Source organism: Actinospica robiniae DSM 44927 (assembly GCF_000504285.1).
GTDB classification, from domain to species: domain Bacteria; phylum Actinomycetota; class Actinomycetes; order Streptomycetales; family Catenulisporaceae; genus Actinospica; species Actinospica robiniae.
This window is the reverse complement of record NZ_KI632511.1, coordinates 4,748,114-4,765,046: the sequence shown is the minus strand read 5'-3', so window position 1 is coordinate 4,765,046 and position 16,933 is coordinate 4,748,114. Positions and strand designations below refer to the sequence as shown.

Here is a 16,933-nt window from a genome sequence, read left to right as displayed (position 1 = left end):
GGTTCATCAGGGCTCAGAGGAAGTACAGGCGGGAGAGCGGCACCGTCTCGGCCGGCGGCGAGCTGACCGGGTCGCCGTCGAGGGTGACCAGACCGGTGGCCGGGGCCACCTCGACCAGGCCGAGCCGGGCGTTGCGCACCATCGCGGCCGGGCCGATGCCGCGGGCGGCGCGCACGGCGACCCGGCGGCGCCGGGACGGGAAGCGGTCGGACTCGGCGTCGGCCGCGGCACCGGAGACGAAGGCCACGGACAGGTCGGCCGCGGTCGCGCCGTGCGCGCCGAACTGCGGGCCGAGCACCAGCGGCTGGCAGCGGTCGGTGGCCGCGTTGGGATCGCCCACCACGCCGTACGCCGGGAACCCGGCCTTGAGCACCAGCTGCGGCTTCGCGCCGAAGGAGTCGGGCCGCCACAGCACCACGTCGGCCAGCTTGCCCACCTCGAGCGAGCCGATCTCGTGCGCGAGGCCGTGCGCCCGGGCCGGGTTCACCGTCAGCTTGGCGATGTAACGCAGGATCCTGTCGTTGTCGTGCGGGCCGGGGGCCGCGCCGTCCAGGCCGCCGAGTTCGGCCTTCATCTTGGCCGCCACCGCGAAGGTGCGCCGCACGGTCTCCCCGGCCCGGCCCATGCCCTGCGCGTCGGAGGAGGTGATCGGGATGACGCCGAGGTCGTGCAGCACGTCCTCGGCGCCCATGGTGCCGGCCCGGATCCGGTCCCGGGCCATCGCCGCGTCGCCGGGCAGGTCGGGCTTGAGGTCGTGGGCTGAGACGATCATGCCGAAGTGCTCGCCGAGCGCGTCCCGGCCGAAGGGCAGGGTGGGGTTGGTGGAGGAGCCGATGACGTTCGCCACCCCGGCCAGCCGCAGCACGTTCGGCACGTGGCCGCCCCCGCAGCCCTCGATGTGGTACGCGTGGATGGTGCGGCCGTCGAGCACGGCCAGGGTGTCCTCCACCGACAGGCACTCGTTGAGTCCGTCGGTGTGCAGCGCGACCTGCACGTCGTGTTCCTCGGCCACCCGCAGCGCGGTGTCGAGCGCGCGGGTGTGCGCGCCCATGTCCTCGTGCACCTTGAAGCCGCTCGCCCCGCCCTCGACCAGCGCCTCCAGCAGCGGATCAGGGTTCGAGGACGAGCCGCGGGCCAGGAAGCCGATGTTGACCGGCCAGGCGTCGAACGCGTTGAACGCGTGCCGCAGCGCCCACGGCGAGTTGACCCCGACGCCCCAGACCGGGCCGAACTCCTGGCCGATGATCGTGGTCACGCCGGAGGCCAGCGAGGCCTCCATGATCCGCGGCGAGAGCAGGTGCACGTGGGTGTCGACGGCGCCGGCGGTTGCGATCAGGCCCTCGCCGGAGACGATCGTGGTGCCGGTGCCGACGACCACCTCCACCCCGGGCACCGTGTCCGGGTTCCCGGCCCGGCCGATGGCGTGGATCCGCCCGTCCCGCACGCCGATCGAGGTCTTGCCGATGCCGAGGACCGCGTCGATCACCAGGACGTTGCTGATCACCAGGTCGCAGGTCTCGCGCACGGCCGCGGCCTTCAGGTGCAGCCCGTCGCGCGCGGTCTTGCCGAAGCCGGCCAGGAACTCGTCGCCGGGGTGCTGCGAATCGAAGTCGACCCGGGCGATCAGGCCACTGTCACCGAGCAGCACGCGGTCGCCCACCCGCGGGCCGTGCACGCAGATGTAGCGCTCCGCGTCGAAGGGGCCGAAGGCGTCGGCGAGGCCGTTGCGGTCGACAGTGCTCATCGCACGCCCTCCTCGGCCGCGCCGGCGCCGAGATAGCCGCAGGCCGCGGCTTTGACCAGCGCGGCTTCCTTCGCGCCGGGGGCGTCCAGCGGGCCGTCGACCAGACCGGCGAAGCCGATGGCGACCCGGGCCCCGCCGATCGGGGTGAGCACGACGCGGACGGTGGCGCCGGGGTCGAAGCGCACAGACGAACCGGCCGGAACGGCCAGGTGGCGGCCGTAGGCGGCGGCCCGGTCGAAGCGCAGCCGCGGATTGGCCTCGAAGAAGTGGAAGTGCGAGGTGACCGAGACGGGCACGGGCGCGGTGTTGAGCACGTCGAGCTCGACCGGGTCGACCGTGGGCGCGGCCGGGTAGGCGGCCTCGTCCCGGGGGAGCACCGCCCCGGGGCCGTCCGGCGCGCCGGGCCCGATCGGAGCGCCGACCACGGCCAGCCGGGTGCCGTCCTCGAACACCGCCTCGACCTGCACCTCGGTGACGATCGAGGCGACGCCCGGCAGCACGTCCCGCTCCGTCAGGATGCTGCGACCGGCCTCGACCGCCTCGGCCAGCCGGGCGCCGTCCCGGGCCGCCTCGCAGACCGTGTCGGCGATCAGCGCCTCGGCCTCCGGCACGTTCAGCCGCAGGCCACGGGCCCGGCGGGCGCGGGCGAGCTCGGCCGCGGTGAAGATCAGCAGCCGATCCCGCTCGGTCGGTGTCAATCGCATGAGCCCAGTGCACCACACCGCGTGCGGCGCGGGCAGCGGCTCGGCCGAGCACTGTGTAGCCGATCCGCCCGCTCGGCTGTCAGGGCGGATCGGTCGGCGCCGCTACTTCGGTTCGAGCGTCAGCGAGATGGAGTTGATGCAGTAGCGCTGGTCGGTCGGGGTCGGGTAGCCCTCGCCGGAGAAGACGTGGCCCAGGTGCGAGCCGCACGTGGCGCAGCGCACCTCGGTACGCGCCATGCCGTGCGAGTTGTCCGTGATCAGCTCGACCGCGTCGCTGTCGGCCGGGTCGAAGAACGACGGCCAGCCGCAGTGCGAGTGGAACTTCTCGGAGGAGCGGAACAGCTCGGTGCCGCAGGCGCGGCAGTGGTAGACGCCCTCGGTCTCGGTGTCCGTGTACTCGCCCTTGTACGGCGCCTCGGTGCCGGCCTGCCGGAGCACGTGGAACTCCTCCGGACTGAGCTCGGCGCGCCATTCCTCGTCGGACTTGTTCACTTCGTATGCCATGCTTCGAGGCTACCTACATCACCAGGTACCGAGCCATCGGGTACAGCCCCGTCTTCCTCCCTACATCACCAGGTACCGGGCCATCGGGTACAGCCCCGTCTTCCTCCCTACATCACCAGGTACCGGGCCATCGGGTACAGCCCCGTCTTCCTCCCTACATCACCAGGTACCGGGCCATCGGGTACAGCCCCGTCTTCCTCCCTACATCACCAGGTACCGAGCGAATAGAAACCCGTCCTCCGTCAGCAGGGTGTGCAGGTTCAGCGACAGCGGCGCGGCCAGTTCCGGGCCGTCCAGGATGCGCAGCCCGGAACCGGCTCTGAGCTGCGGCGACACCGACAGGCAGAGCTCGTCGAGCCGCCCCGCCCGCACCATGGCGCCGAGCAGCGTCGGTCCGCCCTCGCACAGCAGCCGGCCGCGGCCGGAGTCGGCGAGCAGATCCACCGCGCCGCCGAGGTCCACCCGCTCGCCCTCGCCCGCGATCAGCACCTCGCCGGCCGCCTCGGCCTGCCGGAGCCGCTCCGGCGGGGCCTCGCCCGTGGTCACGGTGATGGTCGGGGTGACCGCCTCGGTGTAGAGCGGGGAGTCGAAGTCCACCTCCAGCGACGCGCTGACCACGGCGATCGCCGCCGCCGGGGGCTGCCCGGCGGCCGCTCTGGCCGCGGCGAACTCGGTCCGGGGCACGGCCGGGCGCAGGTAGCCCTCGGTGCGCACGGTGGCCGCGCCGACCAGGACCACGTCGGCCAGGCCGCGCAGCGCGCGCAGCACCCGCACGTCGGCCGGGCCGGACAGGCCGCGCGAGGCGCCGTCCGCCTGGGCCGCGCCGTCCGCGGAGGCGACCATGTTCGCGCGCAGCCACCGGCGCACGTGGCCGGGGTAGGCGTAGATCTCGCTCAGGTCCGGCTCGAACCCGCCGCGCGGGGGCTCGGGAATGAGTTGCCGCATATTCCGCATGGTAGGGCCGGGCGGCTCCCGGCGCGGTGAAGGGCACGGCCGCGCGCGGCAGTGAGACAACTCACAGCCCCCGGCCGCGTGGGGTGAGGCAGCTCACGGGCCGAGGCGGCCATGATCACAATGCGCGTCGAATAAAATCGATCATGTGACGATCGCCGCGCGCGGGTACGCCGCGTCCCCTGACGGACCCCGTGGCGACGCTCCGGCTTCACTGGCCGAGCGGCGCCCTTCCGTCTCCGCCGACCGACTCATCGCCGAACTCCTCCCGCCGCCGAGGTTCGCCTCGGCGCGCTTCTCCACCTACCTGCCCGACCCGGGCGAGCCCAGCCAGTCCGCCGCCCGCGACCTGCTCGCCGAACGCGCCGCGACCTGGTCCGGCAAGGGCCCGGCCCGCGCCCGCCGCGGACTGCTGCGCCGCGGCTCCGGCCCGGCCGAAGGCCGCGGGGTCTACCTCGACGGCGGCTACGGCGTCGGCAAGACGCACCTGCTCGCCTCGCTCTGGCACGAGACCGAGGGGCCCAAGGTCTACGGCACCTTCGTCGAGTACACCAACCTGGTCGGCGCGCTCGGCTTCGGGCCGACCGTGGCGCACCTGGCCACCCAGCGGCTGGTGTGCATCGACGAGTTCGAACTCGACGACCCGGGCGACACCGTCCTGGTCTCCACCCTGCTCACTCGGCTCGCCGAGGCCGGGGTGCAGCTGGCCGCCACCTCCAACACCCTGCCGGACCAGCTCGGCGAGGGCCGGTTCGCGGCCGCGGACTTCCTGCGCGAGATCCAGGGCCTGTCCGCGCGGTTCACCGCGGTGCGGATCGAGGGCCCGGACTACCGCCGCCGGGACGGGGCGAGCGCGCCGGAGCCGCTCGAGGACGAGGTCGTGGCCAAGTACGCCGCGGACGGGCCGGACCGCTTCCTGGACGACTTCGAGCCGCTGACGGCGCATCTGAGCACCCTGCATCCCAGCCGCTACGGCGCCCTGCTGGACGGGGTCGGCTCGCTCGGGCTGCTCGGCCTGAAGCCGGTGGAGGACCAGAACGCCGCGCTGCGCCTGGTCGTGTTCGTCGACCGGCTCTACGACCGGTCCGTCCCGGTGCTGGCCTCCGGCGTCGCGGCGGACCGGGTCTTCACCCCGGAGCTGCTCGCCGGCGGGTACCGCAAGAAGTACCTGCGCGCCGTCAGCCGTCTGATCTCGCTCACCCAGGCCGGCGCCGCGCTCGCCTGAGCCCGGCCGAGCCCGGGAGCGGGGTGAATTGCCCGCGTCCAGCGCTTGAACGGGGCGCGTCTCGGATGTTAACAAACCCGGCCCCAGCCACTGCGCCGTACGCCGTGGCGTGGGAGAATCCGGCCATGGCGCACGCGAAGCAGAGCAAGCCCGGCAAGGGCAAGGCCAAGAAGGCGCAGAAGCCGGCGAAGTCCGCGAAGGGCAAGGCCGGCAAGCTCGACAAGGCGGCCAAGAAGGCGGCCGCGAAGCTCGCGAAGGCGCAAGCCGAGGGCAGGGACCGCACGCTTCGCCCGGACCAGGCCAAGGCGCTGGTCGAGAAGGTCGCCGCGCGCTACGTCGAGGCCGAGGCGGCCGAGCTGGCGCCCGAGCCGGCCGGCTCGATCGGCTCGCTGCTGCGGCTCGCCCCGGGCGCCCCGGTGGACCTGGCCGGCTTCGACGCGGGCGCGACCCCGGGCGTGTCCTCGCGAGCCCAGGCCGAGGCCCAGCTGCCCGCGCTCAGCGCGCGCCTGTCCGCGCTGCAGGAGCGGCTCTACGCGGACGCGGTGGGCTCCGGCTCGCCCCGCCGGGTGCTGCTGGTGCTCCAGGGCATGGACACCTCCGGCAAGGGCGGCACCGTGCGCCACGTGGTCGGCCGGCTCGACCCGAACGGCATCCGGATCAAGGCGTTCAAGGCGCCGACCGAGGAGGAGCTGGCGCACGACTTCCTCTGGCGGGTGCGCTCCGAGGTGCCGCAGCCGGGTCAGATCGGCATCTTCGACCGCTCCCAGTACGAGGACGTGCTCGTCGCCAAGGTGCGCAAGCTCGTGCTGGCGATGCACATCGCCCGCCGCTACGGCGCCATCAACAAGTTCGAGCAGTCCCTCGTCACAGAGGGCTGCGTCGTGGTCAAGTGCTTCCTGCACATCTCGCTCGAGGAACAGCGCGAGCGGCTGCTGGCCCGGCTCGAAGACCCGGAGAAGCGCTGGAAGTACAACCCGGGCGACGTGGACGACCGGCTGCTGTGGCCGCAGTTCCAGGACGCCTACAGGGTCGCCATCGAACGCTGCGGCACCGAAGCAGCCCCCTGGCATCTGATCCCGGCCGACCGCAAGTGGTACCGGAACTACGCCGTGCTGCGGCTGCTGATCGAGGCGCTCGAGGGCATCGATCCGCAGTACCCGCCGGGGGATTACGACCTGGCCGCAGAGCGGGCCCGCGTGCTCGCTTCCTGATACGCGTGCGCCCGCGCCGCGCGCGCCTGGCCCCGGTGCCGGGCCGGCGCGGCCGACGCCGTCGGCTCCAGCGCGCTCGCCGCGCGCCGCAGCACGAGGCGCACCAGTGCCGGATCGGCGCCCTCGGGCGTGAGGAAGGGCGCTGACATCGGCGCGCCGTCCGCGCCCAGCGCGACCCGGTCGGCCAGGTTCCCCGGCGCCAGGAAGTAGCTCGCCACCACGGTCTCGACCGCGCCGGCGGCCCGCGCCGAGGCCAGCGCCTCGGCCACGTCCGGCCGCGCCGCCCCCGCGTACGTCGGCGTGACGCTGTGCCAGCCGGCCTCGGCCCACTGCCCGGCCATGGCGTCGATTCCGTTGCGCACGCTCGGATCCGAGCTCCCGGCGGAAGCCAGCAGCACCGCCACCTCCGGGTCCCCGGGCCAGACCCCGAGCTCCCGCAGCCGCGACTCCATCGCCTCCACCAGCAGCGGGTCCGGGCCCAGCGGCGCGGTGGCGACGACGGCCGCGCGGGCCACCAGGACCGCCCGCGCCGTGGCCACCGCCGCGGGCACGTCGTTCGCCACGTGGTAGCCGTGGCCGAGGAACATCGGCACCGCGGCGACCCGCTCGTGCCCCACTGCCACGCCGTCTGCCGCCAGGTCGGCCGCCAGCTGCGCGGCCGCGCCCGCCGGGTCCGGACCGCACAGCCCCAGGTGTCCGACCCGGGCCCGGTGTCCGTCCCGGCGCAGGCGCGCGCACAGCGCCTCGAAGGACGCCGCGTACCGCGGGTCCCGGGAGCCGTGCGTGATCAGCAGCAGGTTCACGACTTGGCCAGTCCCCGGCTCCGCAGCAGCCGTCGCTCGACCGGCGCGAAGAAGATCGCGTTGATGCCGATGCCGATGATCAGGATGACGATCAGCGCGCCGAAGGCCATCGCCATGTCGTTGGTGCCGGAGGCCTCGGCCATCACCTGGCCCACCCCCGGGCCGAGCTTGGGCGAGACCGCGATCAGCTCGGCCGCCATCAGCGAGCGCCAGGAGAACGCCCAGCCCTGCTTCAGGCCGCTGACATAGCCCGGCAGCACGGCCGGGAAGAGCACGTACCGGGCCGAGGTCAGCCCGCGCGCGCCCAGGTTGCGCCCGACCCGGGTGTAGATCGGCGGGATCTGGTCGAGCCCGTCGATCAGGCCGATCGCCACCGACGGGATCGCGCCGAGCAGCACCACGGTGTAGATGGTCGCGTCGTCGATGCCGAACCACATGATGCCGATCGGCACCCAGGCCACCGACGGCAGCGACTGCAGGCCGGAGAGGATGGGCTGGATCGCCGCGCGCAGCAACGGGATCCGGGCCACGGCCAGGCCCACCACACTGCCGATCACCACCGAGATGGCGAAGCCGATGACGCCGCGCGAGACCGAGTCCCAGATCGCCGGGCCGACCTGGTAGGCGCCCCACTGCGAGGTCAGCTCGTCCCACACGTCCGCCGGGCCGGGCAGCACCCAGGCCGGCTTGACCTGCGCGAGCACGAGCACGTCCCAGATCAGCAGCAGCACGAAGACGGCCACCACCGGCGGCACGATCTTGGCCAGCAGCACCCGGCGCCACCACGGCTTCCGGGTGGCCGCGGCGCTCTCGAGCGCGTCCAGCCCGGCCTCGATGCTGGCGAAGTCCTGCGAGGTCGCGGTGACCTCGTCGACGGGCTCTGATACGGCCTCAGTTGCCATGGCGGCTGATCTCCTTGTGCAGCTCGGCGGTGATCTCCCGGGTGAGCTCGGTGACCTCGGCGTCCTCGATCCGGCGCGGCTGCGGGATCTGAACCCGCCACTCGCGGGCGATCCGGCCGGGACGGGAGGAGAGCAGGATGACGCGCTGGCCCAGCCGCGCGGCCTCGCGCACGTTGTGCGTGACGAACACCACGGTCAGGTTCGTCTCCTGCCAGAGCTTGACCAGCTCCTCGTGCAGCACGTCCCGGGTGATGGCGTCGAGCGCGGCGAACGGCTCGTCCATCAGCAGGACCTGCGACTTCTGCGCCAGCGCGCGGGCCAGGGCCACCCGCTGGCGCATGCCGCCGGACAGTTCGTGCACCCGCTTGTCATAGGCGCTGCCCAGGCGGACCAGGCCGAGCAGGCGCTGGGCCTCGGCCCGCCGCTCGGCCCGGTCCGTCACGCCGCCGAGCTTGAGTGCGAGCTCGACGTTGCGCCCGGCGGTGAGCCAGGGGAAGAGCGCCGACTCCTGGAACATCAGGGCGGCGTGGCCGCCCGCGACCTCGATCCGCCCCGCCGTCACCGGGTCGAGCCCGGCGACGAGGTTGAGCAGGGTGGACTTGCCGCAGCCGGAGGCGCCGAGCAGGCACACGAACTCGCCCGGCGCGACGGCCAGATCGATGTTGTCGAGTACGGGCACGCCGTCCTTGCCGAAGGTCTTGGTCACCCCGGCCAGGCGCACCGCGGCGGTTTCGGTCGTGGTCGGCGCGGCGCCCACGGCTGCGGTTACGGTCATGTCAGGTCCTTATCTCCGAGGCCGAAGGCTCACGAGGCCGGGACGGGGGATTGCCCCGCCTTCGCCAGTTCCCGGTTGAGCAGGGTGAGGTTGAACAGGCCGTCCAGAGGCGTGCTCTTGAGCTGCCCGGTGGCCACCGCGTGCGCGAGGCTGGTCTGCATCGAGGAAGCCAGCGGATCGTCGGTCACCGACTCCTCGCCCCAGGCCCGCTGCATCTCCGCGGCCGTGATCGTCGACCCCGTCAGCTGCTTGATGGCGCCGCTGATCAGGGTCTGCGCCGAGGACGCGTTCGCGTTGATCCACTGGTTGGCGGCGATCTGCGCGTCGAGCAGCTCGGCCACCGTCTGCGGGTGCGCCTGCAGATACGAGGTCGCGACCACCAGGTTGGTGGTGGCGAAGGAACTGTCGGGCCACAAGGTCTTCTCGTCCACCAGGACGTGCCCCTTGCCCTCGACCACCAGGCGCGAGGCCCAGGGCTCGGGCAGCCAGGCGCCCTGGATCTTGCCCTGCTCGAACAGGCTCAGCGTGGTGGCGTTGGCCTCCGGCTGCACGGTGACGTCGCCGCCGCCCTGCAGCGTGGTGGTGTAGCCCTGCTGCTTGAGCCAGTACCGCAGCGCCACGTCCTGGGTGTTGCCGAGCTGCGGGTCCGCCAGCGTCTTGCCCTTGAGCTGGGCCGCGGAGGTGATCGAGGAGTCGACCACCAGTTCGGCCCCGGCGTTCTCGGCGCCGGCGACGATGGTCAGGCCCTGCTTGTCGGACTTGGTCCAGGCGCTCAGCGCCGAGGACGGCCCGACGTACGCGGCGTCGAGCTGTCCGGAGAGCAGTGCGGTCATCTCGGTCGGGCCGGAGTTGAACACCTGGGTGCTCAGCTTGGTCGAACCCAGGTCCTTGGCCAGCGTGCCGTTGGCGACCTCGGTGATCGCGGTCGAGTGGGTCACGTTGGCGAAGTAGCCGAGCCGCAGTTCGGAGGCCGGGGAGCCGGCGGCCGAGGAGCTGCCGGCGGCCGTGTTCGCCGCCGTGGTGGTGCCCGCCGTGGCGTGTGCGCACGCGGTGGTCACCGCCACGGTCAGCGCCCCGACCGCCAGCAGCGCGGCTGCGCGGCGGGAGCGCGGGGAGAACGCGGAGAAAGTACGGGCTTTCAGAGCAAAGCGGGACTTTCCGCTTCTGGGCATGTCAATCCTCGCGAGGAGTCGAAGGGAAGGGTGATCTCGGACACGGCGGTGCGGGTGGTACACCCGCTCAGCCGTCCGGTGCCCCTCGGCTCGATCGCGCCGGATATCCCGGCCAGGATGAAGGAGAATACGGACATCGCTGTGGTTCTCAGTCCTCGGCCGCGGTGCCCAGCGGGACGCCGACCATGCCCGCGGTCAACGTCGCCCCGTCGGCGTCGTCGATCAGCAGGAACGAGCCGGTGCGCCGGTGGTCCGCGTAGTCGTCGAGCGGCAGCGGGGCCGCGGTGCGCAGCGTGATCTGGCCGATGTCGTTGGCGTGCAGGGCCTCCGGCCCCGACTCGCGCACCAGCGTCTCCAGGTTCAGCGTGGAGTCCAGCGAGCGCACGACCGCCTTGACCGTCGAGGTGCCGTGCCGCAGCAGGACCCTGTCACCGGCCCGCAGCGGCCGGTCGGCGATGTGACACACCGTGGCGACCACGTCCTGGGTCACCTCCGGCGCCCGGTCCGCCGGCACGATCACGTCGCCGCGCGAGACGTCCACGTCGTCGGTCAGCCGCAGCGTCACCGACTGGTAGGCGAAGGCCACCTCCACGTCGCGCTCGCCGAGCCGGTCGATGCCGGCGATGGTGCTGCGCTTGCCCGAGGGCAGCACCAGCACCTCGTCGCCCGGCCGGAACGCGCCCGCGGTCACCTGGCCCGCGTAGCCGCGGTAGTCGCGGAACTCGGAGCTCTGCGGCCGCAGCACGTACTGCACCGGGAAGCGGGCGGCGCAGTGCCGCGGGTCGTGGTCGACGTCCACGTCCTCCAGGTGCTCGAGCAGCGTCGGCCCGGCGTACCAGTCCATCGCGTTGGACGGGTCGACCACGTTGTCCCCGGCCAGCGCCGAGATCGGGATCGCCGTGACCTCCGGCACCTCCAGCGCCCGGGCGTAGCGGGCGAACTCGTCCGCGATCGGCGCGAACACCGATTCCTGATACCCGACCAGGTCCATCTTGTTCACCGCGAGCACCACGTGCGGCACCTTCAGCAGCGCCGCCACGGCCACGTGCCGGCGGGTCTGCTCGACCACGCCGTGGCGCGCGTCCACGAGCACCACCGCGAGCTGCGCGGTGGAGGCGCCGGTGACCATGTTCCGGGTGTACTGCACGTGCCCGGGGGTGTCGGCCAGGATGAAGCGGCGGCGCGGGGTGGCGAAGTAGCGGTAGGCCACGTCGATCGTGATGCCCTGCTCCCGCTCGGCCCGCAGGCCGTCGGTCAGCAGAGCGAGGTCGGCGCCGTCCAGGCCGCGCTCGCGCGAGACCCGCTCGACCGCGTCGAGCTGGTCCGCGAACACCTGCTTGGTGTCGTGCAGCAGCCGGCCCACCAGGGTGGACTTGCCGTCGTCGACCGAGCCGGCCGTGGCCAGGCGCAGCAGCGAGCCGGTCGGGGTGTGCAGCGGCGGTTCGTGTATCGCGGTCATCTTTAGAAATACCCCTCGCGCTTGCGGTCCTCCATGGCCGCTTCCGACAGCTTGTCGTCGGCGCGGGTGGCGCCACGCTCGGTGAGCGTGGACGCCGCGATCTCGGCGATGATCGCCTGCAGCGTGTCCGCGTCGGAGTCCACCGCCCCGGTGCAGGACATGTCGCCCACGGTGCGGTAGCGCACGCTGCGGGTCTCGACCGTCTCGCCGTCCTTCGGGCCGCCCCACTCGCCGGCGGTCAGCCACATCCCGCCGCGCCGGAAGACCGCGCGCTCGTGCGCGAAGTAGATCGCCGGCAGCTCGATCTTCTCCCGCTCGATGTACTGCCACACGTCGAGCTCGGTCCAGTTGCTCAGCGGGAACACCCGCACGTGCTCGCCCGGCCGGTGCTTGCCGTTGTAGAGCGACCACAGCTCAGGGCGCTGACGCCGCGGATCCCACTGCCCGAACTCGTCGCGCAGCGAGAAGACCCGCTCCTTGGCCCGCGCCTTCTCCTCGTCCCGGCGTCCGCCGCCGAACACCGCGTCGAAGCGGTGCGCGTTGATGGCGTCGAGCAGCGGCACGGTCTGCAGCGGGTTGCGGGTCCCGTCCGCCCGCTCGCGCAGCCGGCCGTCGTCGATGTAGTCCTGCACCTTGGCCACTTCCAGGCGCAGCCCGTGCTCGGCCACGGTCCGGTCCCGGAAGGCGAGCACCTCCGGGAAGTTGTGCCCGGTGTCCACGTGCAGCAGGCCGAAGGGCACCCGGGCCGGCCAGAACGCCTTCATCGCCAGGTGCAGCATCAGGATCGAGTCCTTGCCGCCGGAGAACAGCAGCACCGGACGCTCGAACTCGGCCGCGGCCTCGCGGAAGATGTGCACGGCCTCGGCCTCGAGCGAGTCGAGGTGGTCCAGGCTCATCGGCTCCGCGCCGCGCGCCGCTCCCGAGCCCGCGCGAAGTTCGTCCACGACGGTCAACTCAGTCTCCTTCGTCACGTGTGCAGTCCGCACTCGGTCTTGGCGAATCCGGCCCAGCGCCCGGCCCGCGGGTCCTCGCCCGGCAGGGTGCGGCGGGTGCACGGCTCGCAGCCGATCGAGGTGTAGCCGTCCTGGAACAGCGGGTTGACCAGCACGCCGTGCTTCTCGACGTAGGCGGCCACGTCCTCGTCGGTCCAGCCGGCCAGCGGCGAGATCTTGACCATGCCGCGCTTGGCGTCGTAGTCCACGACCCTGATATCGGTGCGGGTGGGCGCGTCCACCCGGCGCATCCCGTTGACCCACGCGGTGTAGGGCTTCAGGCCGCGCTCGAGCGGCTCCACCTTGCGCAGCGCGCAGCAGCGCTCGGGGTCCCGGTCGTGCAGCTGGGGACCGTACTCGGCGTCCTGCTCGGCCACGGTCCGCAGCGGGGTGATCGAGAGCAGATTGACGTCGTAGACGGCCGCCACCGCGTCCCGGGTGCCGATGGTCTCGACGAAGTGGTAGCCGGTGTCCAGGAAGAGCACGTCGACGCCGGGTGCGGCCGCCTGGGCCAGGTGCACCAGGTGCGTGTCGGCCATCGACGAGGCGACCACGAGGCCGGAGCCGAAGGTCTCGGCGGCCCAGGCGAGCACCTCGCCGCCGGACGAAGCGCCGAAGCGCTCCTCCGCCTCGTCCGCGAGTGCCCGCAGTTCGGCCTCGGTGTGCTCGGAACGTGAGACGAGAGTGCTCATGAACCGCTGCCTATCTTCAATCCGACGAAAGAGATCTTGAATACACGGGCGCAGGCGCGGCACAGCCACAGGCCGTGTCCGGCGCGGGGGTCGTCTTCCGGCAGGACCTCGGGTCGCAGATCCTCGTCGCCGCAGTACGGGCAGTACTGCGGTGCGGCTCGTTCGCTCACGGCGTGATTCCTCTTCCGGGTCAGGGCGGTACCACGGGCCGGCCCGGCCGTCGGGAGAGTGGGATCGGCGGCCGACGCGCAGCCCGTCCCGCGTTTCGCCTTCGGCGCCCGGCTCCGGTGGTGGGGGCGGGGAGGAAGGCTCGGATGGCAGCGGGGGGATTTAGCGCAGCGGCGGCAGACAGACCGCGCTGGAGACGCGCTTGAGGTCGACGTGCAGTCGGCCTACGAGGGCGATTCCGGTGCGGGACATGCTTCGAGAGTGCCATCCCGAGACCGTGGCGTCTACCTTGTCCCGCCATGCGGACGGGAGATTGAGACGCGTAACATTTCCGTGATCAACGCGGGCCATGGCAGCGCACGACGACGGGCCGCCCCGAGGGCACGGGCCGCCCCGGCCGTTCTCGATCTCGCCCCTCAGAGCCTTTCGATGATCGTCACGTTCGCCTGCCCGCCGCCCTCGCACATGGTCTGCAGCCCATAGCGGCCGCCGGTGCGCTCGAGCTCGTGCAGCAGCGTCGTCATCAACCGCGCGCCGGTCGCCCCGATCGGGTGCCCCAGCGCGATCGCGCCGCCGTTGACGTTCACCTTCGCCGGGTCGCAGCCGGTCTCCCGCAGCCAGGCCAGCACCACGCTGGCGAAGGCCTCGTTGATCTCGACGAGATCGATGTCGGCGAGGTCGAGGCCGGTCTTGCGCAGGGCGTGCGCGGTGGCCGGGATCGGGGCCGTGAGCATCCGGATCGGGTCGTCGCCGCGCACCGACAGGTGGTGGATCCGGGCCCGCGGGGTCAGCCCGTGCTCGCGCACCGCCTGCTCGGAGGCGATCAGCAGCGCGGCCGAGGCGTCGTTGGTGGGCGAGGAGACGGCCGCGGTCAGCCGTCCGTCCGGAACCAGGGTCTTGAGGCCGGCCATCTGCTCCAGGCTGGTGCCGCGCCGCGGCCCCTCGTCCACGGCTAAGTCCCCGTAGGGCGCGATCTCCCGCTCGAAGTACCCGGCGTCGATCGCGGCGACGGCGCGCTCGTGCGACCGCAGCGCCCACTGCTCCATCTCGTCCCGGCTGATCTTCCACTCCGCCGCGATCATCTCGGCACCGTGGAACTGGCTGACCTGCTGCGTCCCGTAGCGCTCGGTCCAGCCCCGGGAGCCGTGGAACGGCCCCGAGGTCAGCCCCAGCGGCTCGACCGCGGCCGAACCCGAGTACCACAGCGGGATCTGCGACATGTTCTGCACGCCGCCGGCCACCACCAGGTCGCTGGTGCCGGACATGACCGCCTGCGCTGCGAAATGCACCGCCTGCTGCGAGGATCCGCACTGCCGGTCGATGGTGACGCCCGGCACGTGCTCGGGCAGGCCGGCCGCGAGCCAGGCCGTGCGCGCGATGTCCGTGCTCTGCGGCCCGACCGTGTCGATGCAGCCGAAGACGACGTCCTCGACCGCGCCCGGATCCACCCCGGTGCGCTCCATCAGCGCCCGCAGCGCGTGCGCGCCGAGGTCGGCCGGGTGCACGGCGGCCAGCGCCCCGCCCCGCTTGCCGACCGGAGTGCGGACCGCACCGACGATGTAAGCCTCGCTCATATCCCCAGCCTACTGCGCCCGACGGCTTTTGTTACCCGCCGGTACGGAACTCGGCCCGGCCCCGCGGTGCAGCGGGGCCGGGCCGAGTTCCACACGTTCTTCGTCTTCTTCGCCTTCTTGGGTTCTTCGCGGCTAGGCCAGGTCGGCTTCCGACGCGCGGACCGTCCACACGGCGAAGGACTCGCCCTCCGTCCGGTCCGCCTGGTAGCGCCGCAGCACCCGCTCGATGTAGTCCGGCAGCTCCGTCGCGGTCACCTTGAGCCCGCGCACCTTGCGGCCGAAGGACCCGGCGTCGTCCAGGTCCGCGCCGAAGTGGCCGCCGAGGTGCACCTGGAAGCCCTCCACCTGCTCGCCCGACTTGTCCCGCACGACCTGGCCCTTGAGGCCGATGTCAGCGGTCTGGATGCGGGCGCAGGAGTTGGGGCAGCCGTTGATGTTGATCGTCACCGGCGTGTCGAAGCCCTCGAGCCGCTTCTCCAACTCGTCGATCACGGACGAGCCGAGCGCCTTGGTCTCCACGATCGCGAGCTTGCAGAACTCGATCCCGGTGCAGGCCATGGTGTGCCGGCGGAAGACGCTCGGGCGTACCTGCAGGTCCAGCGCCTCGAGCGTGTCGATCAGCGCTTCCACGTTCTCCGCCGGGACGTCGAGGACGATCATCTTCTGATCGGCCGTGGTGTGCACCCGCCCCGACCCGGCCGCTTCGGCGGCGTCCGCGATCCGCGCGAGGGTCTGGCCGTCGACCCGCCCGACCCGCGGCGCGAAGCCCACGTAGAACTTGCCGTCCTTCTGCTCGTGCACGCCCACGTGGTCGCGCTCGGCCGGCGGGACGAAGGCCGGCGCCGGGCCGTCGGGCAGCGCGCGCTTGAGGTACTCGGTCTCGAGCACCTCGCGGAACTTCTCCGGTCCCCAGTCGGCCATCAGGAACTTCAGCCGGGCCCGGTTGCGCAGCCGCCGGTAGCCGTAATCGCGGAAGATCCCGACCACCCCGCACCACACCTCGGGCACCTCGGCGAGGGTGACGAAGGCGCCGAGCCGCTTCGCGAACTGCGGGTTGGTCGACAGCCCGCCGCCGACCCAGAGGTCGAAGCCCGGGCCGAGCTCGGGGTGCTCGACGCCGACGAACGAGACGTCGTTGGCCTCGTGCACGACGTCCTGGAGCCCGGAGATCGCGGTCTTGAACTTCCGCGGCAGGTTGGAGAACTCCGGGGAGCCGATGTGGCGCTCGGTGATCTCCTCGATCGCCGAGGTGCCGTCGAGGATCTCGTCCTTGGCCACCCCCGCCACCGGCGAGCCCAGGATGACGCGCGGCACGTCGCCGCAGGCCTCGGCCGTGGTCAGCCCGACGCCCTCGAGGATGCGCCAGATCGTCGGCACGTCCTCGATCCGGATCCAGTGCAGCTGGATGTTCTGCCGGTCGGTGATGTCGGCTGTGCCACGGGCGTACTCGGTGGAGACGGTGGCGATGGCGCGCAGCTGAGCGAGCGTCAGCCGCCCGCCGTCGATGCGCACGCGGAGCATGAAGTACTCGTCGTCGAGCTCGTGCGGCTCGAGCACGGCGGTGCGCCCGCCGTCGATCCCGGGCCGCCGCTGCGTGTAGAGCCCCCACCAGCGCATCCGGCCGCGCAGGTCCGCGCCGTCGATGGACTCGAATCCGCGTATCGCGTATATGTTCTCGATCCGCGAGCGGACGTTGAGCCCGTCGTCGTCCTTCTTGACCTGCTCGTTGTTGTTGAGGGGCGTGAAGTGTCCCTTGGCCCACTGCCCCTCGCCGCGGTGCCGGTGGATCTGGTGCTGCTTGACCGACGCCACCGGCGCCGGCGCGCTCCCCGCGGCGGGAGTCGTCGTGGGCGTGGCGGGCGTATCCGACTCGGTGGTCGTCATGGCGGGGCTGTCCTTCGTCGGGATCGGCGGCGGCGGAGCTGAGGGTGTCGGCGGTGGCCCGGGCGGGGACGGGGCCTCATGCCTGACCCAGCACGTCCCGCCGTAGCGGATGGACGTGCGGCCGGCCGCGGAGACCGGGCGAAGCCCGCCGAGCGTGGAGCCGTCAGGCTTGA

Annotated in this window: 17 protein-coding genes; 2 read left to right on the top strand and 15 right to left on the bottom strand. The window is 72.4% G+C overall.

Annotated features, from left to right (window positions below):
* Window positions 1-13 precede the first annotated feature (13 nt).
* The 4 genes from ACTRO_RS20165 to ACTRO_RS20150 form a co-directional block, all read right to left on the bottom strand.
* Window positions 14-1,744 carry an urease subunit alpha gene (locus ACTRO_RS20165; protein WP_084316412.1) on the bottom strand — a complete coding sequence of 577 codons (1,731 nt, stop codon included), beginning with the start codon at window positions 1,742-1,744 and terminating at the stop codon, window positions 14-16.
* Window positions 1,741-2,448 (bottom strand): urease subunit gamma, encoded by a 708-nt coding sequence (gene ureA / locus ACTRO_RS20160; RefSeq protein ID WP_034265223.1) that lies wholly within the window; start codon window positions 2,446-2,448, stop codon window positions 1,741-1,743. The genes ACTRO_RS20165 and ureA overlap by 4 nt, the downstream gene beginning before the upstream one ends.
* Window positions 2,449-2,550: 102 nt before the next feature.
* Complete coding sequence (msrB, locus tag ACTRO_RS20155; protein WP_034265220.1) at window positions 2,551-2,952, bottom strand: peptide-methionine (R)-S-oxide reductase MsrB; 402 nt, start codon at window positions 2,950-2,952, stop codon at window positions 2,551-2,553.
* A gap of 201 nt (window positions 2,953-3,153) precedes the next feature.
* The gene (locus ACTRO_RS20150) at window positions 3,154-3,897 is read right to left on the bottom strand and encodes a dihydrofolate reductase family protein (protein ID WP_034265217.1); all 744 of its coding nucleotides are present in this window, start codon (window positions 3,895-3,897) and stop codon (window positions 3,154-3,156) included.
* Window positions 3,898-4,057: 160 nt separating this feature from the next.
* On the opposite strand from ACTRO_RS20150, the gene zapE reads away from it, so the two are divergent.
* Entirely contained in the window at window positions 4,058-5,128 is a 1,071-nt protein-coding gene (gene zapE, locus ACTRO_RS20145) for a cell division protein ZapE (RefSeq protein ID WP_051452455.1), read from the top strand.
* Between the two features lie 125 nt (window positions 5,129-5,253).
* A complete protein-coding gene (locus ACTRO_RS20140; RefSeq protein WP_084316411.1) occupies window positions 5,254-6,339 on the top strand; it encodes a PPK2 family polyphosphate kinase in 1,086 nt (361 codons plus the stop codon).
* On the opposite strand, the gene ACTRO_RS20135 is transcribed toward ACTRO_RS20140, so the two are convergent.
* From ACTRO_RS20135 to ACTRO_RS20095, 11 genes are all read right to left on the bottom strand, one after another.
* Window positions 6,297-7,142 (bottom strand): sirohydrochlorin chelatase, encoded by an 846-nt coding sequence (locus ACTRO_RS20135; protein WP_051451104.1) that lies wholly within the window; start codon window positions 7,140-7,142, stop codon window positions 6,297-6,299. The genes ACTRO_RS20140 and ACTRO_RS20135 overlap by 43 nt on opposite strands.
* Window positions 7,139-8,044 carry an ABC transporter permease gene (locus ACTRO_RS20130; protein ID WP_034265213.1) on the bottom strand — a complete coding sequence of 302 codons (906 nt, stop codon included), beginning with the start codon at window positions 8,042-8,044 and terminating at the stop codon, window positions 7,139-7,141. The genes ACTRO_RS20135 and ACTRO_RS20130 overlap by 4 nt, the downstream gene beginning before the upstream one ends.
* Window positions 8,034-8,819 carry an ABC transporter ATP-binding protein gene (locus tag ACTRO_RS20125; RefSeq protein ID WP_034265211.1) on the bottom strand — a complete coding sequence of 262 codons (786 nt, stop codon included), beginning with the start codon at window positions 8,817-8,819 and terminating at the stop codon, window positions 8,034-8,036. Before ACTRO_RS20125 ends, ACTRO_RS20130 begins: the two co-directional genes overlap by 11 nt.
* A 29-nt stretch (window positions 8,820-8,848) precedes the next feature.
* Window positions 8,849-9,991 carry an ABC transporter substrate-binding protein gene (locus ACTRO_RS20120; protein ID WP_084316410.1) on the bottom strand — a complete coding sequence of 381 codons (1,143 nt, stop codon included), beginning with the start codon at window positions 9,989-9,991 and terminating at the stop codon, window positions 8,849-8,851.
* A gap of 148 nt (window positions 9,992-10,139) precedes the next feature.
* Complete coding sequence (locus ACTRO_RS20115) at window positions 10,140-11,450, bottom strand: sulfate adenylyltransferase subunit 1 (RefSeq protein ID WP_034265209.1); 1,311 nt, start codon at window positions 11,448-11,450, stop codon at window positions 10,140-10,142.
* A 2-nt stretch (window positions 11,451-11,452) separates the two neighbouring features.
* Window positions 11,453-12,346 (bottom strand): sulfate adenylyltransferase subunit CysD, encoded by an 894-nt coding sequence (cysD, locus tag ACTRO_RS20110; RefSeq protein ID WP_051452454.1) that lies wholly within the window; start codon window positions 12,344-12,346, stop codon window positions 11,453-11,455.
* Window positions 12,347-12,417: 71 nt separating this feature from the next.
* A complete protein-coding gene (locus tag ACTRO_RS20105) occupies window positions 12,418-13,134 on the bottom strand; it encodes a phosphoadenylyl-sulfate reductase (protein WP_034265205.1) in 717 nt (238 codons plus the stop codon).
* Window positions 13,131-13,304: a hypothetical protein gene (locus ACTRO_RS48190; protein WP_169739931.1), complete on the bottom strand. Its 174-nt coding sequence runs from the start codon at window positions 13,302-13,304 to the stop codon at window positions 13,131-13,133. The genes ACTRO_RS20105 and ACTRO_RS48190 overlap by 4 nt, the downstream gene beginning before the upstream one ends.
* A 160-nt stretch (window positions 13,305-13,464) precedes the next feature.
* Complete coding sequence (locus ACTRO_RS51060; RefSeq protein ID WP_342673729.1) at window positions 13,465-13,554, bottom strand: putative leader peptide; 90 nt, start codon at window positions 13,552-13,554, stop codon at window positions 13,465-13,467.
* A 164-nt stretch (window positions 13,555-13,718) separates the two neighbouring features.
* On the bottom strand, window positions 13,719-14,876 hold the full coding sequence (locus ACTRO_RS20100; protein ID WP_034265204.1) for an acetyl-CoA C-acetyltransferase: 1,158 nt from the start codon (window positions 14,874-14,876) through the stop codon (window positions 13,719-13,721).
* Window positions 14,877-15,008: 132 nt separating this feature from the next.
* Entirely contained in the window at window positions 15,009-16,760 is a 1,752-nt protein-coding gene (locus ACTRO_RS20095) for a nitrite/sulfite reductase (protein ID WP_084316409.1), read from the bottom strand.
* Window positions 16,761-16,933 lie beyond the last annotated feature (173 nt).